The sequence below is a fragment of the Amycolatopsis heterodermiae genome, assembly GCF_034929455.1.
GTDB classification, from domain to species: domain Bacteria; phylum Actinomycetota; class Actinomycetes; order Mycobacteriales; family Pseudonocardiaceae; genus Amycolatopsis; species Amycolatopsis heterodermiae.
Map to the genome: position 1 here is coordinate 75089 of NZ_JAYFSI010000012.1, position 20861 is coordinate 95949.

Sequence of the window (20861 nt, forward strand, 5' to 3'; positions counted from 1 at the left end):
CGCCGTGCTACTCGACGACGGGGACTACCGCGGCGGGTTCAGCCGGGCGGACATCGACGAGCTGCTCGAATCGCTCGAAGCCAACTACCTGGGCTGGTCGGCGGCCATGGCGCCGGTCATCATGGGCAACCCCGAGCGGCCCGGGCTGGGCGGCGAGCTGGCCGACAGCTTCTGCCGCACCGACCCGGTGATCGCGCGGGTGTTCGCCCGCGCCACGTTCCTGTCCGACAACCGCGCCGACCTGCCACGGGTCCCGGTGCCCACGCTGGTGATCCAGACCGCGCAGGACGCCATCGCCCCGCCGGCGGTCGGCCGGTTCGTGCACGAGCAGATCGGCGGCAGCACCCTCGTGACGCTCGACGCGACCGGGCACTGCCCCCAGCTCAGCGCGCCGGAAGCCACCGCCGAAGCGATCCTGGCGTTCGCCGGCCCGCGGTGATGTGCGAGGCGGGGGACACCGACGGCAGCAGCGAGGACACGGTCGGGGACGTGTTCCCGGCCCTGCTCGAAGACAGCGCCGAGGACCTCTACGAGCACGCGCCGTGCGGGTACCTCTCGACGCTGATGGACGGCACGATCGCGAAGATCAACACCACGTTGCTCGGCTGGCTGGGCCACCGCCGGGAAGAGCTCGTCGGACGGCGGCGGTTCGCGGACCTGCTGAGCGTCGGCGGCCGGATCTACCACGAGACCCACATCGCGCCGATGCTGGCGATGCACGGCGAGGCCGGCGGCCTGGCCCTGGAGCTGCGCACCGCCGGCGGGACCCGGCTGCCGGTGCTCGTGACCTCGACGGTCAAGAAGGGCGCGGACGGCACGGCCCAGCTGATCCGCAGCACGATCTTCGACGCCCGCGACCGCCGCGCCTACGAAGAGGAGCTGCTGCGCGCCCGCCGTCAAGCCGACGTCGAACGCGACCGGGCGCGTGAGCTCGCGGCCATCCTGCAGCGCACCCTGCTCCCGCCCGCGCTGCCGGTGGTGCCCGGCATGGAGGTCGCCGCCCACTACCACCCCGCCTCCGCCGACGAGGTCGGCGGCGACTTCTACGACCTCTTCCCGCTCACCGGCGGGACCTGGGGCTTCTTCCTCGGCGACGTCTCCGGCAAGGGCGCCGTCGCGGCCGCCGTGACGTCCTTGGTCCGCTACACGCTGCGCGCCGCCGCCGTCTACGACCCCGATCCGGCCGGCGTGCTGCGCAACCTCAACACCGTGCTGAACCAGGAGTTCCGCGGCACCGACCCGCGGTACTGCACGGTCGTCTACGGCTCGCTCACCCCCGAAGCCGGCGGCTGCGTGATCACCCTGGCCGGCGGCGGGCACCCGCCGGCGCTGCTCATCCGGGCGGACGGCACGGTCGAGTTCGTCGACACGCCGGGCGGCATGCTCGTCGGCGCGGTGCCCGACGCCCGGTTCACCAAGGCCGGCCTGCGCCTGACCCCCGGCGACACGCTGCTGCTCTACAGCGACGGCCTCACCGAAGCCCGCACGGCATCCGGCCGGGCGCGCTACAGCGAAGAAGACCTCCAGGAGTTCCTCACGACCTCCGCCCCGACCACGGCACCGGCGGTGACGGCCGCGCTGAAGGCCCTCCTGACGAGCTTCGGCGACGGCGTCGAGGACGACACGGCCTTGCTGGCGTTGAGCATTCCGCCGGAGACGACGTCGTGACCGAGGGGTTCACGACCGCCACCCGCGCGGAGCCCGCCGGCCCGGTCCTCGCGTTCACCGGCGAACTCGACGCCGCCACCGCTCCCACCGCGTTGACGGCGATCCAGGCGCTGACCCTGCACCGCGGAGAGCAGCTGGTCGTCGACCTGTCCGCGCTGGAGTTCTGCGATTCGAGCGGCATTTCGGCGCTGCTGGCCGCGCGCAACCTCGCCCTGGCCGCCGACGCCGTGATCGCGCTGGTCGGCGTCCCCCGGCAGCTGCAGCGCAGCCTGAAGCTGATCGGCCTGGCGGCCTTCTTCCCGGCGTTCACCACGATCGAAGACGCCCGACGCGGACTGTCCGAAGAGGACTGAACGGTCAGGCGACCAGGTCGTCCCAGCGGACGAGGACGGCGGCGGCGAGCAGCCCGCCGACGAGGATCCTGGCGATGATCAGCAGCGCGCTCGAGCCGGTGACCTGCCCGAGGTCCAGCAGCACCCCGGCGAGGAACGCCCCCGCCAGGATCTTCGCGCCCCAGCGCCGCCGGAAGGCGACGGCGAGCACGCCGATCAGCTGCACCGCGGAGGAGAGCAGCGCGAGCACGAACCACGGCGACGTCTCGTCCCCGTGGTCGAGTTCGTCCACCAGCACGAGGATCTGGGCGGTCAGCACGACGGCCGTGCCCAGCCCGAACAGGACCAGCATCACGGGCAGGAAGATCCGCCCGGCCCGGCCCTCGGTGGCGGGTTCGGGCACACGGCGACGAGGCACGGCCGGCCTCCCTCGGCTCGACTGGTCCGGAACTCCCACCGTGCCCCAGAACGCCCCGCTTGGCCATCGGTCATTTGCCGTAGTCACCGCCGCATCCTCGGATCGTGCGTCGGGTCGGGGTAGAGGGGCGGGCGGCCGCCGCCGACGGCTTCCGGGCGCAGCTCGTAGTGCCAGGGTTCGTTGCGGTAGATCTGGCACAGCCCGTACCGGGCGCCGTGCTCGGCCAGCCACGCCCGCGCGTCGGCGGGCCCGACGTCGACCGCGTCGCCCCGCACGTGGGCCGACGTGGCGGGGGTGGCCACCCAGCGGGCCGCCTCCCGCGCCGAGCCGTACTTCGCGACGGCGTCGTGGAGCAGCTGTTCCTGGTACTCCGGGGACCGCCAGCCGCCGTTGACGACGAACGCGACGCCGTCGTGAGCGGCATCGGCCGCTGCGCGGCGCAGGGCAGCGAGCAGCCCGGGATCGAGGTTGGCGACGGCCGGGGTCTCGTCGTCGAAGACCGGCACGGGGACGGGGACGGCGCCGTGGGCCGGGCCGAGGGCCTGCCGGACGGCGGGTTCGAAGTCGGGCATGCCGCCAGCCAAGGCCGCGCGGTGTTGCCGTCCCGTATCCGGCTTCGGATATGCGGGCGATAGGGGCCGCCTCCTAGCATCGGAGGATGCGCGTGCTGATCGTCGAGGACGAGCCCTACCTGGCCGAAGCCATCCGTGACGGGCTGCGCCTCGAAGCGATCGCCGCCGACATCGCCGGTGACGGCGACACCGCGCTGGAGCTGCTGGGCGTCAACGCCTACGACATCGCCGTGCTCGACCGCGACGTCCCCGGGCCCTCCGGTGACGAGATCGCCGAGCACATCGTCGCCTCCGGCAGCGGCATGCCGATCCTCATGCTCACCGCCGCCGACCGGCTCGACGACAAGGCCACCGGCTTCGAGCTGGGCGCCGACGACTACCTCACCAAGCCGTTCGCGCTCCAGGAGCTCGTGCTCCGGCTCCGGGCCCTCGACCGGCGGCGGGCGCACAGCCGGCCGCCGGTGCGGGAGATCGCGGGCCTGCGGGTGGACCCGTTCCGCCGCGAGGTCTACCGCGACGGCCGGTACGTCGCGCTGACCAGGAAGCAGTTCGCCGTGCTCGAGGTGCTCGTCGCCGCCGAAGGCGGGGTGATCAGCGCCGAGGAGCTGCTGGAACGGGCCTGGGACGAGAACGCCGACCCGTTCACCAACGCCGTCCGCATCACGGTCTCGACGTTGCGCAAACGGCTCGGCGAACCCTGGCTGATCGCCACGGTGGCGGGGGTCGGCTACCGCATCGGGACCGGGGGCGAGGGTGAATAGGGCGCGGGGGCTGAGCGTCCGTCTCAAGCTGACCCTCAGCTACGCCGGGTTCCTCATGGTCGCGGGCGCCCTGCTGCTCGGCGCGGTCTGGGTGTTCCTCCTGCGGTACGTCCCCGACCGCGCGATGCTCTACGTCCCCGACGGCAGTGGGCTCAACGGCGTCTTCCCGGTCCGGTCGACGCTCCTGCACGTGTTCCTGCCGAGGGCGGCCGCGGTGGCCGGGTTCCTGCTGGTGTTCGGCCTGCTGGGCGGGTGGCTGCTCGCCGGCCGGATGCTCGGCCCGCTGGTCCGGATCACCGCCGCCACCCGGATGTCCGCGAGCGGGTCGCTCTCCCACCGGATCAACCTGGAGGGCCGCAGCGACGAGTTCCGCGAGCTCGCCGACAGCTTCGACGCCATGCTCGCGCGGCTCGAAGCGCACGTCGGCGAGCAGCGGCGGTTCGCGGCGAACGCCTCCCACGAGCTGCGCACCCCGCTGGCGACCACGCAGGCCCTGCTGGAGGTGGCCCGCAAGGATCCGGACGGCCCCACCGGCGAGCTGGTCGAGCGCCTCCACACGGTCAACACCCGCGCGATCGAGCTCACCGAGGCGTTGCTCCTGCTCAGCCGCAGCGGCCAGCGCTCCTTCACCCCGGAGCGCGTCGACCTGTCCCTGGTCGCGGAGGAAGCCACCGAAACCCTGCTGCCGTTGGCGGAGAAGCGCGGCGTCACCGTCCGGACGTCCGGGGACATGACCCCCGTCGGCGGCTCACCGGCGCTCCTGCTGCAGCTGACGACGAACCTCCTGCACAACGCGATCGTCCACAACCTCCTCGAAGACGGCACCGTGCAGATCGACACGGCCGTCCGCCCCGGGTTCGTGGTGCTGACCGTCGAGAACACCGGCGACAAGCTCACCCCGCAGCTGGTCTCGACCCTCACCGAGCCGTTCCAGCGCGGCGCCGAACGCCTCCGCAACGACCACGGTGGCGTCGGCCTGGGCCTGGCCATCGTCCGAAGCATCACCCGCGCCCACGACGGAATCCTCAACCTGACCGCCCGCCCGGACGGCGGTTTGCGGGTCACGGTGCAGCTTCCCGGTTGACTCCACGCCGCTCGGCGACGGTGGTGAGCACGTGCCGGGCCAACACCTCGCCCGCGTCGGGTGTCCCGGTCGCGGATGCGCGCGCCGACATCGCCGCGATCCGGCCGGGATCGGTGAGTACCGGAATCAGCGTGGTCTCGATCCACGCCGGGTCCAGGTCGGCGTCGGAGACGAGCAGCCCGCCGCCCGCGGCGACCACCGGTTCGGCGTTCAAGCGCTGCTCGCCGCCGCGCAGGGGCAGGGGGACGTACGCGGCGGGGAGGCCGACCGCGGCCAGCTCGGCGCACGTCATCGCGCCCGAGCGGCAGAGCGCGAAGTCGGCCGCGGCGTAGGCGTGGTGCATCTCGTCGACGTACGGGACGACGACGTACGGCGGGTCGCCGTCCGGGACCTCGATGGTGTGCCGCGGCCCGGTGATGTGCAGCACCTGCACCCCGGCTCCGCGCAGCGCCGGTGCCGCGCCGGACACCGCGGCGTTGATCGTCCCGGCGCCCTGCGAACCGCCGGTGACCAGCAGGACCGGGCCGCCCAGACGCAGGCCGAAACGCTGCCTGGCCGCGTCGCGCAGCGCGGGACGGTTGAGGCCGCTGATTGACGGCCGCAGCGGGATCCCGACGGCGGTGGCGTGGGCCAGCCGGACGCCTGGCGCGGCGGTGAACACGTGCGCCGTCAGGCGGGCCGCCAGCCGGTTGGCCACGCCGGGCCGGGCGTTCGCCTCGTGCACGACGATCGGCAGGCCCCGGCCGTGCGCGGCGAGGTAGGCCGCCATGGCCAGGTAACCGCCGAAGCCGACCACGACGTCGGCCCGCACGCGGTCGAGCACCGCCCCGGCCGCCAGCACCGCGTCGCGCAGCCTGCCGGGCGTCCGCAGCAGGGCCCCGTTCAGCGCACGCGGCAGCGGCGCCGGCGGGACGAGTTCGAGCGGGTAGCCGCGGGCCGGGACGAGCGTGGTGTCCAGGCCGCGGACGGTGCCGAGCGCGGTGATCTCCGCGGCGGGCTCCAGCCGGCGCACCGCGTCGGCGAGGTTCATCGCCGGCTCGATGTGCCCGGCCGAATGGCCACCGGCGACCACGATCCGGCTAGGTGAGGGGAAAGTCAAAGTACGTGTCCGGATGCGGTTCGCCGGTCAGGGTGTAGTGCCACCACTCGGATTCGTACGCGCTGAACCCGCACGACTCCATGAGGGACCGGAGGTGACGGCGGTGGGCCGCCGCGGCCGGCGGGACGCCCGGCGCGTCGTGGTGCGAGACCACGTCCATGAGGTCGTGCCCGCCGCCCATCGGCACGAGTTCGCCGGTGGCCAGGTCGTGGAGCGTCAGGTCGACGGTGCTGCCCCGGCTGTGGCCCGAGCGGGCCGCCACGTACCCGCGGGTGATCATCTCGGCCCGGTCGATGTTCGGGTAGTGCTTCGCCTTCGTACGGCCGTCTTCCGGTTGTTCCGCCCAGCGCAGGAAGGCGTCCACGGCGCGTTGCGGGCGGTAGCCGTCCCACAGCAGCAGGCCGAAGCCCAGGGCCGCGGCCTTTTCCTGGGCGTTCTCCAGAGCGGCGCACAAGGCTGTGGTGCCGACGATTCGGTCGGCCAGGTAACCGTCCACCGGCGCGCCGGTGAAGTTGTCCGCCGTGGCGTACTTGGCGTCCCAGCGGATTCCGGGTACCAGCTCGTCGACGTACACGAAGTCCTTCATCGGAGTTTTCCGGTCAGGGTCAGGGAAACCAGCCGGTCGATCACCTCGGCGAGCGGCAAACCCGCCGCGGCCATCATCCGCGGGTACCGGCTGTAGGACGTCAGGCCGGGCAAGGTGTTGACCTCGTTGAGGACCACCGTTCCGCCTTCGGTGAGGAACAGGTCCACCCGCGCCAGCCCGCCGCAGCCCAGGGCGCGGTACACGGCCTTCGCCGTCTCCTGGACGAGAGCGCGCGCCTCCGCCGGGATGTCCGCGGGAACGATCGGCGTCGAGTTCTCGGAGCCGCTTTCGGGCGTGCTTTCCTGGTGGATCCGGAAGAACCCGTGCGACAGCGCGATGTGGTCCACCTCGCCCGCGATCAGGTCCGCGCCGTTCCCCAGGATGGCGCAGCCGACCTCGCTGCCGACGACGGCCTCCTCGACCAGCACCTTCGCGTCGTACTGCCGGGCGATCTCCACCGCGCCCGCGAGTTCTTCTCCGCGGGAAACCTTGCTGACGCCGAACGACGACCCCGAACGGGCCGGCTTCACGAAGACGGGATAGGTGAGCCGGGCGGGATCGAGGTGCTCGTCCGCGGTGACGGTCCAGAACTTCGGGGTGGCGATGCCCGCGCTGCCGGCGACGGCGTAGGCGAGCGACTTGTCCATGCACAGCGCGGAACTCTGGATGTCGCAGCCGGCGTACGGAATGCCGGAGAGCTCCAGCAGCCCCTGGATCGCGCCGTCCTCGCCGCGCTTGCCGTGCAGCACCGGCAGCACGACGTCCAGGCCGATCGTCTCGTACTTCCCGTCCTCCAGGACGAGCAGCCCGCGGACGTCCCGGTCCGGCGAGAGCACCACCGGCCGGCCGTTCTCCCAGCCTTCGGCAGGGCCGTCACACAGCTTCCAGGCACCGGACTTCGTGATCCCGATCCAGAACGGCTCGTACTTCGCGGGGTCCAGGTTCTCCGCGACCGTGCGCGCGGACTTGACGGAGACGGGATGCTCTTCCGAAGCGCCCCCGAAGAGGATGCCGATTCTCATATCCAATGCTGCTTTCCGCTCACGAATTTCCGGCAGTTGACGAGGGAGTGTTCGATGGTGTCGCGCAGGGCGCGATCGGTGTAGTAGGCCGTGTGCGGGCTGATGAGCACGTTCGGCAGTTCCTGCAGCCGCAACAGGTGTTTGCTGTCAACGGGTTGGTTCCGGAGGTCGGCGTAGAAGATGCCTTCTTCGCCTTCGAGGACGTCCAGTGCCGCGCCGCCCAGCTCGCCGCTTTCCAGTGCCGCGACAAGGGCTTCGGTGTCGACGAGGGCACCACGTCCGGTGTTGACGACGAACGCGCCGCGCTTCATCCGCGCGATGCGCCGGGCGTCGAGGAGGTGGTGGGTTTCCGCGGTGAGCGGGGTGTGGAGCGTGACGACGTCGCTTAGCCGCAGCAGTTCGTCGAGCGGGACGTAGTCGACGAAGTCCTTGGGGCGGCTGTCATGCGCGAGCACGCGGCAGCCGAAACCCCGCAGCCGGTCCATGACCGCCGTGCCGATGCGCCCGGTTCCCAGCACCCCGACGGTCAGGTCGCGCAGTTCCCGCCCGCGGACGTCGTCCAGGCGGTAGTCGTGGACGTCCGCGCGCCTGAGGGTGGAGCGCGCGTTGCGCACCGCCATCAGCATGAGCATCAGGGTGAAGTCGGCGACGCCGTCGGGTGAATAGGCCACGTTCTCGACGGAAATCCCGACGCTCTCCGCGTATCCGACGTCGATGTGGTCGAAGCCGACGCTCCGCGTGGAGAGGTACGTGACGCCGGCTCGGCTGAGCGCGAGCAGGGCGGCGCGGGTGACGGGCGTCTTGTGCCCGACGCTGACGCACCGGTTCCCGGACGCCAGTGCGGCGTTGGCTTCGGACACGGCCGCGCCGGTGATGGCCGGCTCGACGCCGAAGCGCGGCGCCAGCTCCCGGAACAGGACGGCCTCGTCCGGCTCGCACCCGTAGACCGTGACACCCAGCGCCGGAACGGCCGCGGCGGAGGACCAGGACGTGTGGGTCATGGCCCCAGTCAAGGGAGCCCGGTGTTGCCGGCCCGTATGCGGCTTCGGATACGCCGGCGATAGGTCGCGGCTGGTAACGCCAAAGCGGCGGCGCCCGGGTGATCCGGGCGCCGCCGCCTTCACACAAGGGTTCGGTAGCGTCGGGTCTCGGCGCCGCTCGCCATGGCCGACTTGCCGCTTGGAATAGCGCACACGCCGCCCGGATCGGCCGGCACGGTGGCCGCCGTGTCAGCCGTTCTGGTCGTCAAAGCGGCGGCGCCCGGGTGGTCCGGGCGCCGCCGCTTTCACGCGGGGCGGCTCAGCAGGGGCCGGCGACCCCGTCGAAGGAGGCGCAGTTGTCCTGGTCCCAGGGTGTCGCCTGCCACTGCTGGGCGGTGAGCGAGCGTGAGGTGTCGCCCGCGACGAAGGTCCACGGGCCGTAGTAGGCGTTGCTGAACCAGTAGTTGCCCTGGTCGTGGGTGATCGCGTCCTGGACGACCGTGCCCTGGTAGGGCGACCACGCCGGGTAGGTGCCGTAGTTGGCCAGCAGCGCCATCCGGCCGCAGAGGCCGGTGGTGCAGCCGACGTGCGCCGGGTCGAAGCGGAACGTGTTGTCGTGCACCTCGACGAACTGGGTCTTCCAGCGGCAGTCGTCGTAGAGCGGCCGGGTGGCGATGCCGGGCGCGGAGCACTTCGTCCGGTCGGCGACCAGCTTGGTGCAGGTGTTGCTGGACGTGTTGGCGGGACTGTTGCAGAACCGGTCGGAGTTCTCCCACGCCGTGATGCCGGACCAGTTGTCCTCGAACGTGTTGTCGTAGACGTCGATCAGGTGGGTGCGCGCCGGCACCCGCCGCTCGCCGCCGGATTCCGAGAGGTACACGCTGGCGACCGGGAAGTTGTCACCGCGGTCCGACTTGAGCTTGCCCGAGACGAGCGCGTTGCGCCGCAGGACGTTGTCGCGGAAGATCAGGTTGTAGCTGATCTCGTAGAACAGGCCCTCGGCGTCATTGTCCTCGATGAGGTTGTACTCGACGAGGAAGTCGTTGTTGTTGGTGTCGGCCCACAATCCGGCACCGCGGTTGTCGTGCACCCAGTTCCCGCGGACGTCCGCCTTGTTGACCGCCCAGAACTTGATTCCGCCGCTGCAGCCGCAGCCGGGCACGCGGGTTTCCCAGTCGTCGGTGTTGTTGCCGACGATTTCGTTGCTTTCGACGACCAGCCCGGTGATCGTGTTGTCCGAACGGTAGGCGTTCATGCCGTACTGCCCGTTGTTCCGCAGGCAGCTGTGCCGCACCACCTGCCGGGCGCCGGCCATCAGCCCGGCACCGGCGTTGTTCTGCACGGTCGTGTTCTCGATGGTCCAGTGCTCGCCCGAATCGTGGTTGACGACGCCCTGGTCCTGCGGCGGCACGAAGTTCTGGACGGTCAGCCCGCGGATCGTCACGTCCTTCGCCTGCTGGGTGAAGGCGGCCAGGTTGACCCGCTGCCCGTCGAGCACGGCGCCCGGCGCGCCGAGGTAGACGTCCCCGTCCTTGGGGATGACCTGGCCGAACGGGTCGGTGGCGAGGGTGTGCGTGCCCGGCGGGAGCCAGAACGTCGTGCCGGCCGGGGAATCCTGCGTCTTGTGGTAGAGGTCGCCGGGCACCGCGGGGTCGATCACGACGGCACCGGGTGGCGCCGTGGTGTTCGCGACCGGCTGGTGGTCGCACACCGGCCCCGGCGTCGGCGCTTTCGCCGCGCCGGCGGTGCCGGGCGGGACGAGCAGGGCGGCCAGTACTGCGGCTGCGAATACGAAACCGATGCGGGACATGGGGACGAACCTACGGAGTCCGCCTCGTAATGAGCATAGCCCAGCCGTGTTTCCCTTTGCCGCTTTCGAGTGTACGAGGTAACACAATTCGCCGTGATCAATGAACGTCGTGACAATTGCCGCAAATCAACCGCGGCCGATCGCACGCGCCGGGAAAAATACCGTTTCGCGCGCCGGTTCAGACCTGGTCGGTGGGACGGACGACGATTTCGGCGACGGCCCGGCGGCGCGGGCCGGTGACGATGTATTCGACGGCCTCGGCGACGTCGTCGGCGTGCAGCTGTTCGACGTCCGCGAACCGGGCGGCCATCCGTTCCTGGACGGCGCTCTGCTGGTGGTCCATCAGTTCGGTCGCCACGAGGCCCGGCTCGACGACGGAGAACCGGACGTTGCGGCGGGCGTACTCCTGCCGCCAGGCCTCGGTCGCGGCGGTGACGCCGAACTTGGTGGCGTTGTAGACGGCGGCGCCGGGGATGGTCCAGCGGCCGGCGATGGAGCTGATGTTGACGACGTCGGCCACCTGCCGCGGGCTGGTGGCGGCGGCCTCGACGAGGTGCGGCAGGGCGGCCTTGGTGACGTACAGCAGGCCGGTGACGTTGATGTCGACCATCCGCTGCCATTCCTCCAGCGGCGAGGTGATCGAGTCGCCGGTGAGCATGACGCCGGCCGCGTTGACCAGGGTGTCCAGCCGCCCGAGCCGGTCGACGGCGGTGCCGACCGCGGCGGTGGCGGCGTCGGCGTCGGTGAGGTCGGCCGTCAGCGCGAGCGCCTGGCCGCCCTCGCCGGCGATCTCCTTGGCGAGCACCTCGATCCGGTCCTGACGGCGGGCGACCAGCACGACGGTGGCGCCCCGGGCCGCGAGCGTGCGGGCGGTGGCCTGGCCGATGCCGCTGCTGGCCCCGGTGACCAGGGCGACCGTCGATGACAAGGGGGTGAGCATGGAGACCTCCGGAACGATGACGAGTGACTGAGATCGACTCTCCGCCGTGCGTTATCCAGGTGCCAGAGTGTGTTTATGGGGGTATCCGCACCACCTGGCACCAGGCTCGGCGCGGTGGGACAGTGAACGGGTGACGACGTCCGAGCGCCAGGAACTGGCGTCCTTCCTGCGCAGCAGGCGGGAACGCATCACCCCGGAGCAGGCCGGCCTGCCGCCCACGGGCCGCCGTCGCACGCCGGGGCTGCGCCGCGAGGAGGTCGCGCACCTCGCGGGCATGGGCGTGACCTGGTACACGTGGCTGGAGCAGGGCCGGGACATCAACGTCTCCGAGCCGGTGCTGGCCGCGATCGCGCGCACGCTGCGGCTCGACCCGTACGAGCGGACCCACCTCTACACGCTGGCCGGGCACCCCGGGCCGCCGCTGGACCGCGACCACGCGGCCGTCCCGGACGCCGTGCTGGTGCTGGTGCGGCACCTCGAGCCGATCCCGGTCGTCGTGCTCAACGCCCGGTTCGACCTGCTCGCCTGGAACCGCACCTATGAGCAGATGGTCGGCGGGGTGGACCACCTGCCGTTCGAGGACCGCAACTGGCTGCTGCTGGTGTTCACGTCGCCGAGGTGGCGCAACGCCATCCTGGACTGGGAGGACGCCGCGGCCCGCCTGGTCGGCCCGGTTCCGCGCCGGCCTGGCGGCCCACGCGGGCGAGCCCGGCTGGAAGAACCTGGTCACCCGCCTGCGGCGGGAGTCACCGGACTTCGAGCGCGTGTGGGAGCAGCACGGGGTGCGCGGGCCGGAGAACTTCACCAAGCACTACCTCCACCCCGAGGTCGGCCTGCTGAAGCTGGACTACACGCAGCTGTCGGTGGGCGAGGGCTCGGGCCTCAAGCTGGCCACGCACACCCCGGTCGACGAGGACACCTGGGCGAAGGTTCGGCTGCTGCAGGAAAAGGCCGAAGGGTGAACGCCGCCGGGTGAGTGCCCCCGGCCGGGCGCCGTTGCAGCGGAGACGCTCGGCGAGCGGGCGGAACACACCGGCAGCCCCGAGGCCGCGCGCGATCCGGCGCGACGGCCGCTTCCCGATGTGTGTCACCCGGCGCGATCCGCACCGTGGGGCGGGCTTCCGGCGGCCACGATGGTGGCGCCGAAACCGCCGCGATCCGGACGCCACCGAGCAGGCCGGCGCCGAAATCAGCGGGACCGCGTCACGGCTCCCGAGCCGGCGACGGGGTCAGCGTGTCGAGGATCCGCTCAAGACTTACCCCGAACAGGTCGTCGTCCGACCACTCCTGGTCGACGAAGCCGGACGTGCTGAGCGTCGGGTAGATCTCCCTCAAGCCGGTGATGTGCGCGCGTGCCCTGGTGACGATCTCGGGGTCGTCGAGCCGGCGCCAGGTGGCGTCGGTCATTGCCGTGCCGATGACGAAGCCCGTCAGCTGGTGGGTGGCGGACGCGAGTTCGAGGCCGGCCAGCCCGGCGCGGGTCAGCGTCGCCTGCACGAACTCGGTGCGCGCCAGCACGTTCGGGCCCAGCAGGGGGCGTCCCAGCAGGCCGGGTGACCACGGGTGCGCGAGCATCGCGGCGCGCCAGCCGAGCAGCAGTGCGCGCAGCGCGGCGCGGGGCTCGGGACCGGGTTCGGGGAGCGGCACCTCGCCGAGGATGTGGTCGACCGCCAGGTCGAGCAGGTCCTCCTTGGTCGAGACGTGCCAGTAGAGCGCCGTCGAGGTCACGTCGAGGCGCTGCGCGAGCCGCCGCATCGTCAGCCGCTCGGCCCCGTGGGCGTCGAGTTCGGCGACGGCCTCGGTGACGATCCGCTCCAGGGTGAGCGGCGCGGCCCGCCGCGCCGGGCGTTCCCGCTCGCCGCGCAGCCACAGGACGTCGCTGGTGGCGGGCGGCGTTCCGCCGTCGGGGTCTCCCGTGGTCATGAGCACCCACCTTACTCATCGCGACGCCCTGATCTACCGTCGGTCGCTTAACTTACCATTGATAAGTCAGACCTACCGGTGTTAAATTGACGGCAGTTCCCCTCACGGATCGAAGGTCGCCATGAACCGCAACGTCCCGCACCGCTGGATCGCCCTGGTGGTGCTGAGCCTCGCTCAGCTGATGGTCATCCTGGACTCGACCATCGTGAACATCGCGCTGCCGACCGCCCAGCGGGACCTGGGGTTCTCCGTGGACAACCGGCAGTGGGTCGTCACCGGGTACGCGCTCGCGTTCGGCAGCCTCCTGCTGCTCGGTGGGCGGCTGGCGGACCTCTTCGGGCGCAAACGGCTGTTCGTCATCGGGCTGGTCGGCTTCGCGGTCGCGTCAGCACTTGGCGGGGCGGCGAGCGGGTTCGGGATGCTGCTGGTCTCGCGGGTCGCCCAGGGCGCGTTCGGCGCGATGCTCGCGCCGGCGGCGCTGTCGATGGTGTCGGTGACGTTCGCCGACGACGCGAACGAGCGCGGCCGCGCCTTCGGGGTGTTCGGCGCGATCTCGGGCGCCGGCGGCGCGCTGGGCCTGCTGCTGGGCGGCGTCCTCACGCAGGACCTGTCGTGGCGGTGGTGCCTGTACGTGAACCTGATCATCGCCGCCGTCGCGCTCGCCGGGGCGCTGGTCTTCCTCACCGAGGGCGAGCGGCCGGAACGCACCCGGCTCGACGTTTCGGGCACGGTCACCGCGATCCTCGGCGTGGTCGGCATCGCCTACGGCCTCGGCAACGCCGCGGCGAAGGGCTGGAGCGACCTCTGGACGTGGGGACCGGTACTCGCCGGTGCCGTGCTCGTGCTCGTCTTCGTCCTGGTCGAACGCCGCGTCCGGAACCCGCTGCTCCCGCTGCCGGTGCTGCTGGACCGCGACCGGGGCGCGGCCTACCTGTCGATCGGGATCTCCGGCATCGGCGGGTTCGCGGTGTTCCTGTTCCTCACCTTCTACCTCGCGGAGACGCTGGGGTTCACGCCGTTCCAGACGGGCGTGGCGTTCCTCCCCATGGTCGGCCTGGTGATGGTCGGCGCGGTGCTCTCCGGATCGGTGCTGCTGCCGCGCGTCGGGCCGCGCCCGCTCATCCCGGCGGGGTGCCTGCTCGCCGCACTCGGCATGGTGCTGCTCACCGGGATCGGCACGTCGTCCAGCTACGCCGGCGGTGTGCTGCCCGCCCTGCTCGTCATCGGACTGGGCCTGGGGCTGGTCTTCGGCCCCGGACAGAACGCGGCGACCAGCGGGGTGCGGCCGCACGAGTCCGGGGTGGCGTCCGCGATGGTCAACATCGCCCAGCAGATCGGCGGGTCCATCGGGCTGGCCGTGTTCAGCTCCCTGAGCGCGACGGCGGTCACGAGCTACCTCGCCGAGCACGCCGCGAACCCGGCCACCATCGTCGACGCGACGCTTTCCAGCTACCACTTCGTGTTCTGGATCGCGGCGGCGCTGTTCCTCGGCGGCGCCGTCGTTTCCGGGCTGCTCTTCCGCAGCGGCCCGTTGCCCGTCACCGAGAACGCCACCCCTGTCGTCGCCCACTGACCCGAAAGCGGGAAACACCATGAAAGCAGCACAGTTCCAGCGGTTCGGCGGTCCCGAGGTCCTCGAGATCGTGGACCTCCCCGACCCGCACCCCGGTCCCGGCCAGGTCCGGATCGCCGTCCACGCGGCCGGCGTCAACGCGACCGAGACGAAACTGCGCAGCGGCGAGCTGTCCTTCGGCGCGGGACTTCCGCAGACGACCGGCCGTGACGTCGCGGGCGTGGTCGACGAACTCGGCGAGGGCGTGACCGACGTCGCCGTCGGCGACCGGGTGTTCGGCATCTCCGACGACGGCGCCGGCGCGGCCGAGCTGGCCCTGCTGACCTACCGCGCGCCCATCCCGCCGTCACTCGGCTTCGTCGACGCCGCCGCCCTCCCCATCGCCCTCGAAACGGCCACGCGCGCGCTCGACCAGCTCACCGTCTCAAGGGGACGGACACTGTTCGTCAACGGGGCCACCGGCGGGATCGGCGGCACGGCCGTCCAGCTGGCCCTCGCCCGCGGCGCGCGGGTGATCGGCGCCGCCGGTGCCGCCAACCAGAACTACCTGGCCTTGCTCGGCGCGGAACCCGTGACGTACGGCGATGGCATGGTCGACCGGATCCGCGCCCTCGCTCCCGGCGGCGTCGACGTCGCGCTGGACGTGGCCGGGAACGGGGTCCTGCCCGAGCTGATCGACCTGGCCGGTGGCGCGTCGAACGTGGTGACGCTGGCCGACTTCCAGGGCGCGGAGAAGCACGGGGTGCACTTCAGCAACGGATTCGTCGACGGCAACGGGTTCCACGCCCTCGGCGAGATCGGCGCGCTGATCGAGGCCGGCCGGTTCTGGCTGCCGGTGGACCGGACCTTCCCGCTCGACGAGATCGTCGAGGCCCACCGCGCCGCCGAAACCGCGCACGCCCGGGGCCGGCTGGTGCTGGTGGTCGGGTGATCAGCCGGCGCCGACGGCGTTGATCAGGGTGTGGGGCGTGCCCTCACCCAGCATCACGTAGAGGTCGGGGGCCTCGGCGGCGGCTGCGGCGCTGCGCGGGAACAGGGCCTGCTCGTACTCGGCCAGCGCGGTCTCGACGTCGCCGGGGTGCGCGGCGAGGGCCAGGCCCAGCTCGGCACCGTCGTACATGGCCAGGTTGGCGCCTTCGCCGTTGGGGACCGTGAGGTGGGCGGCGTCGCCGAGCAGGGTGACGCCGGGGGTCCGGTCCCACCGGTGCCCGCCGGGCAGGGTGTGGATCGTGCGCAGGACGGGCGCGGTCTCGCCGGCGGTGACCAGGGTGGTGAGCTGCGGCGCCCAGCCGTCGAACTCCGCCACGATCCGGGCGGTGGCCGTGGCGGGATCGGTGAAGTCGACGCTCGCGAACCACTCCCGCGATCGGGCGAGCATCACCCAGGTGTGCAGGTTCCCGTCGCGCTCCCGGTGGGCGAGGATTCCCTTTCCCGGCTCCAGCACCATCATCGCGCCGCCGCCGACGGTCTTCGCGCTGGTCGGGTGCCGGTGGTCGCCGTCGAACAGGTGGGTCTCGACGAACCCGATGCCGGTGAACTCGGGCTTCGCGGCGGACAGCAGCGGCCGGACCCGGGACCAAGCGCCGTCCGCGCCGACGAGCAGGCCCGTGGTGACGGTGGTGCCGTCGGCGAAGGTCACCTCGTGGCGGCCGTCGCCGAGGGCTCGCACACCGGTGACCTTGTGTCCCCAGTGGACGGTGCCGGCCGGGAGCGCGTCGAGCAGCATCCGCCGCAGTTCACCGCGCTGCACCTCGGGACTGCCGCCCGTGCCGTCGTCGGGCACTTCGAGCAGGACGGTCCCGTCCCGGTCGAGCAGCCGCATCGCCTGGCGGCCCTCCAGGATCAGCTCGCGGAACTCCTGGGTCAGGCCCGCCGTCTCGAGCGCCGGCTGGCCGTTGTAGTCGCGGATGTCGAGCAGCCCGCCCTGCGTGCGCGCCGACGGCGAGGATTCCGCCTCGTAGACCACGGACGGGATGCCGTGGACGTGCAGCACGCGCGACAGCACCAGGCCGCCGAGACCCGCGCCGATGATCGTGACCGGGGTGGTCATGGTTCCTCCAAGGCTTGATTGGATCGTCACTCCAATCAAGCTAGCACGAGTTTGGAGCGGCGATCCAGTCATGCGATGATGGAGCCATGGGCAAGAACACCGCGCCGCGGTCGCCGCGGCGCACGGACAGCCTGTCCCGGGAGCTGATCATCCGGTCCGCGACCGAACTCCTGGACAGCGGCGGCGAAAGCGCGTTGACGCTGCGCGCGCTCACCGTCCGCCTGAGCACCGGCTACGGCGCGATCTACCACCACGTCGCGGACAAGGGCGACCTGCTCGCCGCCGCCGCCGACGACGTCATCACCCGCGTGCTGGCCGGCGCGGCCCTCGACGACGACCCGCGCGAGACCCTGCGCCGCCTCGCCGTCGGCCTGTTCGACGCGGTCGACGCCCACCCCTGGGTCGGGGCCGAGCTGTCCCGGCAGCCGTGGCGGCCCGCACTGCTGGACTTCTACGAGAGCATCGCCCGGCTGCTCAACGCGCTCGATGTCCCCGAACGAGCGCGCTTCGACGCGGCCGGCACGCTCACGAACTACGTCCTCGGTGTCGCCGTGCAGAACGCCGCGAACGCCCGGTACCTCGCCGACACCGAAACGGACCGAGCGTCCTTTTTGGACAACGCCGCCGCGCAGTGGGCGCAAGTCGACCCGGCCCGCTACCCGTTCGTGCACGCGTCGGTGACGCAGCTGCGCGAGCACGACGACCGCGAGCAGTTCCTCGCCGGCCTCGACATCTTCCTGGCCGGCATCGCCACCTTGACCTAGCCGGCCCGGAAAATGGCCCGGAACTCGTAGCTGCCCGAACCGACCCGGTAGCGGGCGTAGCCGTTCTGCGTGCCTTCCGCCGTCGCGCCGGCCGGCGCGTTGACCCGCTGTCCCCGGCCGACCGGCACGAAGACCTCACCCGTCGCGCCGACGGGCACGCTGACCCGCAGCGTGAAGCGGTTCCGGTCCCGGGTCCAGTCCGAGCGCACCGGGCCGAGCGGGGAGTCGACGTGCGCCGAGGCCTGCCGCAGGTCGCCCACGGGGGAGGGCTGGATCTTGACCTTCGTGTAGCCCGGCGCCGCGGGTTCGATCCCGGCGACGTCCTGGTACAGCCAGTCGTCGACCGTGCCCATGAAGGCGTGCTGGTGCGACCGGGACCCGGCCTGCCACTCCTCCCACATCGTCGTGGCGCCCAGAGCCTGGAACCAGTAACCCCAGCCGGGGTACGTCGGGTTCGTCGCGACGCTGTAGGCGAGCTCCGAGTTCCCCGTTTCGGTCAGCACCGGGAGGATGAGCTTCGTGCCCAGCGCACCGGTGTTCAGGTGGACGCCACGGCCCTTGATGTCGCCGACGAGGTTCGCGACGACGCCGGCGCGGGCCGCTGCCGGCACGATGCCGAGGCTCAGCGGCAGCAGGTTGCTGGTCTGGCGGTAGCCCGCGGCCGGATCGTCGAAGTACGCCCCCTTCGAGGCGTCGTAGAACGTGGCGTTGAACGCGCCGGCGATCGTGCCGGCGAGCTGGTCGAAGCGCGCCGCGTCGTCGTTGTGGCCGAGGGCGCGCGCGATCGCCGCCATCGTCGTGGTGGTCTTGTGGAGGTAGGCAGTGCCGGCGAGCCGCGCGCCCTCGGGCGGCTGGGCGAACCCGGGCGCGAGCCAGTCGGCGTAGCTGCCGCCCGTGTAGATGTACCCGGTCTTCGCGATGTTCTTCTCGAAGAACCCGAGCCACGCCTTCATCGCCTCGTAGTTGTCCGCGAGCGGCTGGATATCTCCGTAGTACCAATAGAGATCCCAGTCGACGAGCACGAAGCTGGCGGACCAGACCGGGTCGATCACCTGCTTGGCCCCGACGGTGCCCGGCACGGTCTGGCCGATGTTGCCCTCCGGCGTCTGGTCGTCCCGGTGGGCCCGCATCCAGTTCTCGTAGAAGTTCTCCATGTCGAAGCTGCCGATGGCGGCGTCGGCGGCCAGGAAGGCGTCGGCGGTGTAGGGCCGCTTCTCGTACATCGGGGTGTCGGTCGGCACCGAGTGCAGGTTGTTGAGGATCGTGTTCGCCTCGGCGGCGTGGTACCGGTTGAGCAGGTCGCTCGAGCTGGTGAAGTCACCGGTCTTGGCGACGGCCGTGTGGACCCGCTGCCCGGTCACCGCATCAACGGTGACGCCCGCGGGCGCGGTGACCTGGACGTACTGGAACCCGGCGTAGGAGTAGCTCGGCGTGAACGTCTCCGGCCCGCCGCCCTTCAGGATGTACGTGTACTTCTGCAGCTGCATCCCGAAACCGCCGATGTTGTCGACGGTGCCGTCGGCCTTCAGCTTCTCGCCGTAGGTGATCGTCACCTGGGCCCCGGCCGGTCCGCGCACGCCGACCCCGGCCCAGCCCGCGGTGGGGCTGCCGAAGTCGTGCACCGTCGTCCCGGCGGCGGGGGTGGTCACCTTCCCGGTGCCCAGCGTGTCCGTCACCTTGATCGGCGGGAACGCCTGCGCCCGCAGCGTGCCTGCGGGCGCCGGGACGACGCGCGCGGGGCGCCAGGCGGAGGCGTCGAACCCGGTGTCGTTCCAGCCCGGCTGCTCGAGCCGCGCGTCGTGGGTTTCGCCGAACCACAACGATTCCGAGGTGGTGGGCCCGTCCGCGAGCGTCCAGCTGCCGTCGCTGACGACGCGCCCGCTCGTGCCGTCGGTGTAGGTGACGTCCAGCTCGAGCTTCAGCTTCGGCTCACCGTGCCACGGCGAACTCAGCCACTCGTCGGGGTTCGTCATCGCGTAGTAGCCGCGTCCCAGGCTCACGCCGATCGTGTTGGCCCCGGACCGCAGGGCCTGGGTCACGTCGTACGTTGCGTAGAGATCCGTCTTGTCGTAGACGGTGAACGCCGGGTCCAGCTCGTGGTCGCCGACGCGGCGGCCGTTGAGGTAGAGCTTGTAGTACCCGAGACCGGCGATGTACGCGCGTGCGGACCTGATCTTCTTGTTCGCCGTGAAGTCCTTGCGCAGCAACGGTTCCGGCGGGGTCGTCGCCGTGACCGAGTTGCCCCACGGTCCCGAGCCGTAGGCGGCCGCCACCAGCGCGGCCGGCCACGCCGAGTCGTCGAAGTCCGGCTGCTGCCACCCCGCGGTGTCCGTGTCGGACGCCTTCCAGGCGGCGTCGGTGACGATGTCGACCGGAGTCCCCGACGACGTCTCGACGTGCAGCTTGCCGACGAGCCCGGACGGGCCGGGCTGGGCGTTGGCGGCCTGGATCGCGAGCACGTTGCGCCCGGGACGCAGGTCGGCGGTGAGGTCGACGTCGACGGCGGTCCGCCACGAGTCGGCGACCGGCGGCGAGCTCGCGACCTGCTTCCCGTTGAGGGACAGGACGAAGTTGTCGTCGGCGGTGAGCTGGATGTGGGCCGCCGTGACGCCGGCGGGGACGTCGAACGCCCGCCGGAAGTACCGGGTGCCGACCGGCGCGGAGTCCGCCGGATTGCCCTGGGGGTACCAGATCCAGTTCGCGCCCTGCAGCGAGGTGGTGACCGGTTCGGCGCGCGCCCCGATCCAGTCGCCGTGGAAGTCGGCGCCGGTCAGGAACGCCGTCTCGAACCACGCGGCGTCGCTCCAGTCCGACGTCCGCCCGGTGGCGTCCCAGACGCGGACGCGCCAGTAGTACCGCGTGCGCGACCGCAGCCCGGCTCCGGCGTAGGCGACGTCGAACGACTTCGCCGACGGCACCCGGCCGCTGTCCCAGACGTCGCCCGTCCGGTTCGGCGCCGACGACACCTGCACCTGGTAGGCCGACTGCCGGGCCCCCGGCTGGTCCGAGTTCAGCTCCCAGCCGAGCCGCGGCTTGGCCACGTCGACGCCGAGGGGGTCCGCCTGGTGCTCGACCGTCAGCGCTCCGGCGTCCAGACCGGCGTGCCGGTCCTGCCCGGCCAGCGCCGTCCCCGAGCCGGACACGGCCAGCAGCACGACCAGCACGGCCGAGACTCCCGCTACACGCGATCTCATCGCACATCCTCCATTGGCGGGCGACTCTTGAATCGTTTCAATACCGGTGCCGCGCAACGATATACCGCTTACGGATGAAGTGACA

20 protein-coding genes and 1 pseudogene are annotated in these 20861 nt (G+C 71.6%); 10 read left to right on the plus strand and 11 right to left on the minus strand.

What is annotated here, in order from left to right; translation table 11 throughout:
* The first annotated feature begins 4 nt into the window (after positions 1–4).
* Genes VA596_RS37980 through VA596_RS37990 form a run of 3 tightly spaced genes read left to right on the plus strand, consistent with a single transcriptional unit; the run spans position 5 to position 2021 of the window.
* A complete protein-coding gene (locus VA596_RS37980; RefSeq protein WP_323333835.1) occupies positions 5–439 on the plus strand; it encodes an alpha/beta fold hydrolase in 435 nt (144 codons plus the stop codon).
* Positions 439–1668, plus strand: a complete 1230-nt coding sequence (locus VA596_RS37985; RefSeq protein ID WP_323333837.1) for a PP2C family protein-serine/threonine phosphatase — start codon at positions 439–441, stop codon at positions 1666–1668. The genes VA596_RS37980 and VA596_RS37985 overlap by 1 nt, the downstream gene beginning before the upstream one ends.
* Positions 1665–2021 (plus strand): STAS domain-containing protein, encoded by a 357-nt coding sequence (locus VA596_RS37990; protein ID WP_323333839.1) that lies wholly within the window; start codon positions 1665–1667, stop codon positions 2019–2021. The genes VA596_RS37985 and VA596_RS37990 overlap by 4 nt, the downstream gene beginning before the upstream one ends.
* 4 nt (positions 2022–2025) lie before the next feature.
* Here the strand turns inward: VA596_RS37990 and VA596_RS37995 are convergent, their stop codons facing one another.
* Positions 2026–2418 carry a hypothetical protein gene (locus VA596_RS37995; protein ID WP_323333840.1) on the minus strand — a complete coding sequence of 131 codons (393 nt, stop codon included), beginning with the start codon at positions 2416–2418 and terminating at the stop codon, positions 2026–2028.
* Positions 2419–2501: 83 nt separating this feature from the next.
* Positions 2502–2990, minus strand: a complete 489-nt coding sequence (locus tag VA596_RS38000) for a M15 family metallopeptidase (RefSeq protein WP_323333842.1) — start codon at positions 2988–2990, stop codon at positions 2502–2504.
* Positions 2991–3076: 86 nt separating this feature from the next.
* Between VA596_RS38000 and VA596_RS38005 the strand changes: the two genes are divergently transcribed.
* The gene (locus tag VA596_RS38005; protein WP_323333844.1) at positions 3077–3751 is read left to right on the plus strand and encodes a response regulator transcription factor; all 675 of its coding nucleotides are present in this window, start codon (positions 3077–3079) and stop codon (positions 3749–3751) included.
* Positions 3744–4835 carry a sensor histidine kinase gene (locus tag VA596_RS38010; RefSeq protein ID WP_323333846.1) on the plus strand — a complete coding sequence of 364 codons (1092 nt, stop codon included), beginning with the start codon at positions 3744–3746 and terminating at the stop codon, positions 4833–4835. Before VA596_RS38005 ends, VA596_RS38010 begins: the two co-directional genes overlap by 8 nt.
* Here VA596_RS38010 and VA596_RS38015 read toward each other — a convergent pair.
* From VA596_RS38015 to VA596_RS38040, 6 genes are all read right to left on the minus strand, one after another.
* Positions 4813–5910 (minus strand): UDP-N-acetylglucosamine--N-acetylmuramyl-(pentapeptide) pyrophosphoryl-undecaprenol N-acetylglucosamine transferase, encoded by a 1098-nt coding sequence (locus tag VA596_RS38015; RefSeq protein WP_323334292.1) that lies wholly within the window; start codon positions 5908–5910, stop codon positions 4813–4815. The genes VA596_RS38010 and VA596_RS38015 overlap by 23 nt on opposite strands.
* Before the next feature lie 4 nt (positions 5911–5914).
* On the minus strand, positions 5915–6520 hold the full coding sequence (vanX, locus tag VA596_RS38020; RefSeq protein WP_323333847.1) for a D-Ala-D-Ala dipeptidase VanX: 606 nt from the start codon (positions 6518–6520) through the stop codon (positions 5915–5917).
* The gene (gene vanA / locus VA596_RS38025; RefSeq protein ID WP_323333849.1) at positions 6517–7542 is read right to left on the minus strand and encodes a D-alanine--(R)-lactate ligase; all 1026 of its coding nucleotides are present in this window, start codon (positions 7540–7542) and stop codon (positions 6517–6519) included. Before vanA ends, vanX begins: the two co-directional genes overlap by 4 nt.
* Positions 7539–8543: a D-isomer specific 2-hydroxyacid dehydrogenase family protein gene (locus VA596_RS38030; protein ID WP_323333851.1), complete on the minus strand. Its 1005-nt coding sequence runs from the start codon at positions 8541–8543 to the stop codon at positions 7539–7541. The genes vanA and VA596_RS38030 overlap by 4 nt, the downstream gene beginning before the upstream one ends.
* Positions 8544–8841: 298 nt before the next feature.
* On the minus strand, positions 8842–10332 hold the full coding sequence (locus VA596_RS38035) for a right-handed parallel beta-helix repeat-containing protein (protein WP_323333853.1): 1491 nt from the start codon (positions 10330–10332) through the stop codon (positions 8842–8844).
* Between the two features lie 178 nt (positions 10333–10510).
* Complete coding sequence (locus VA596_RS38040) at positions 10511–11272, minus strand: SDR family NAD(P)-dependent oxidoreductase (RefSeq protein WP_323333855.1); 762 nt, start codon at positions 11270–11272, stop codon at positions 10511–10513.
* Between the two features lie 130 nt (positions 11273–11402).
* Here VA596_RS38040 and VA596_RS38045 point away from each other — a divergent pair.
* Both VA596_RS38045 and VA596_RS38050 read left to right on the plus strand, forming a co-directional pair.
* Positions 11403–11876, plus strand: a pseudogene (locus tag VA596_RS38045) (helix-turn-helix domain-containing protein); the annotation flags it as partial.
* The gene (locus VA596_RS38050) at positions 11812–12234 is read left to right on the plus strand and encodes an MmyB family transcriptional regulator (RefSeq protein ID WP_323334294.1); all 423 of its coding nucleotides are present in this window, start codon (positions 11812–11814) and stop codon (positions 12232–12234) included. The pseudogene VA596_RS38045 and the gene VA596_RS38050, both read left to right, overlap by 65 nt.
* Before the next feature lie 241 nt (positions 12235–12475).
* Here VA596_RS38050 and VA596_RS38055 read toward each other — a convergent pair whose 3' ends face one another.
* A complete protein-coding gene (locus tag VA596_RS38055; protein WP_323333857.1) occupies positions 12476–13195 on the minus strand; it encodes a TetR/AcrR family transcriptional regulator in 720 nt (239 codons plus the stop codon).
* Positions 13196–13316: 121 nt separating this feature from the next.
* Between VA596_RS38055 and VA596_RS38060 the strand changes: the two genes are divergently transcribed.
* Together VA596_RS38060 and VA596_RS38065 are read left to right on the plus strand one after the other, a co-directional pair.
* On the plus strand, positions 13317–14768 hold the full coding sequence (locus VA596_RS38060; RefSeq protein ID WP_323333859.1) for an MFS transporter: 1452 nt from the start codon (positions 13317–13319) through the stop codon (positions 14766–14768).
* 19 nt (positions 14769–14787) lie between these two features.
* Positions 14788–15699 (plus strand): NADP-dependent oxidoreductase, encoded by a 912-nt coding sequence (locus VA596_RS38065; RefSeq protein WP_323333861.1) that lies wholly within the window; start codon positions 14788–14790, stop codon positions 15697–15699.
* On the opposite strand, the gene VA596_RS38070 is transcribed toward VA596_RS38065, so the two are convergent.
* Positions 15700–16818, minus strand: a complete 1119-nt coding sequence (locus VA596_RS38070) for an FAD-dependent oxidoreductase (protein WP_323333863.1) — start codon at positions 16816–16818, stop codon at positions 15700–15702.
* Between the two features lie 86 nt (positions 16819–16904).
* Between VA596_RS38070 and VA596_RS38075 the strand changes: the two genes are divergently transcribed.
* Positions 16905–17582, plus strand: a complete 678-nt coding sequence (locus VA596_RS38075) for a TetR/AcrR family transcriptional regulator (RefSeq protein ID WP_323333865.1) — start codon at positions 16905–16907, stop codon at positions 17580–17582.
* Here the strand turns inward: VA596_RS38075 and VA596_RS38080 are convergent.
* Positions 17579–20776, minus strand: coding sequence for a family 78 glycoside hydrolase catalytic domain (locus VA596_RS38080; RefSeq protein WP_323333867.1), 3198 nt, complete (start codon positions 20774–20776; stop codon positions 17579–17581). The two genes, VA596_RS38075 and VA596_RS38080, sit on opposite strands and share 4 nt — an antisense overlap.
* Positions 20777–20861: the final 85 nt, after the last annotated feature.

Coding starts and splice junctions, on each gene's coding strand:
- VA596_RS37985 (WP_323333837.1), top strand. CDS start 439: ATGTGCGAGGCGGGGGACACCGACGGCAGCAGCGAGGACACGGTCGGG.
- VA596_RS38000 (WP_323333842.1), bottom strand. CDS start 2,990: ATGCCCGACTTCGAACCCGCCGTCCGGCAGGCCCTCGGCCCGGCCCAC.
- VA596_RS38005 (WP_323333844.1), top strand. CDS start 3,077: ATGCGCGTGCTGATCGTCGAGGACGAGCCCTACCTGGCCGAAGCCATC.
- vanX (WP_323333847.1), bottom strand. CDS start 6,520: ATGAAGGACTTCGTGTACGTCGACGAGCTGGTACCCGGAATCCGCTGG.
- vanA (WP_323333849.1), bottom strand. CDS start 7,542: ATGAGAATCGGCATCCTCTTCGGGGGCGCTTCGGAAGAGCATCCCGTC.
- VA596_RS38030 (WP_323333851.1), bottom strand. CDS start 8,543: ATGACCCACACGTCCTGGTCCTCCGCCGCGGCCGTTCCGGCGCTGGGT.
- VA596_RS38035 (WP_323333853.1), bottom strand. CDS start 10,332: ATGTCCCGCATCGGTTTCGTATTCGCAGCCGCAGTACTGGCCGCCCTG.
- VA596_RS38040 (WP_323333855.1), bottom strand. CDS start 11,272: ATGCTCACCCCCTTGTCATCGACGGTCGCCCTGGTCACCGGGGCCAGC.
- VA596_RS38050 (WP_323334294.1), top strand. CDS start 11,812: ATGAGCAGATGGTCGGCGGGGTGGACCACCTGCCGTTCGAGGACCGCA.
- VA596_RS38055 (WP_323333857.1), bottom strand. CDS start 13,195: ATGACCACGGGAGACCCCGACGGCGGAACGCCGCCCGCCACCAGCGAC.
- VA596_RS38060 (WP_323333859.1), top strand. CDS start 13,317: ATGAACCGCAACGTCCCGCACCGCTGGATCGCCCTGGTGGTGCTGAGC.
- VA596_RS38065 (WP_323333861.1), top strand. CDS start 14,788: ATGAAAGCAGCACAGTTCCAGCGGTTCGGCGGTCCCGAGGTCCTCGAG.
- VA596_RS38070 (WP_323333863.1), bottom strand. CDS start 16,818: ATGACCACCCCGGTCACGATCATCGGCGCGGGTCTCGGCGGCCTGGTG.
- VA596_RS38075 (WP_323333865.1), top strand. CDS start 16,905: ATGGGCAAGAACACCGCGCCGCGGTCGCCGCGGCGCACGGACAGCCTG.
- VA596_RS38080 (WP_323333867.1), bottom strand. CDS start 20,776: ATGAGATCGCGTGTAGCGGGAGTCTCGGCCGTGCTGGTCGTGCTGCTG.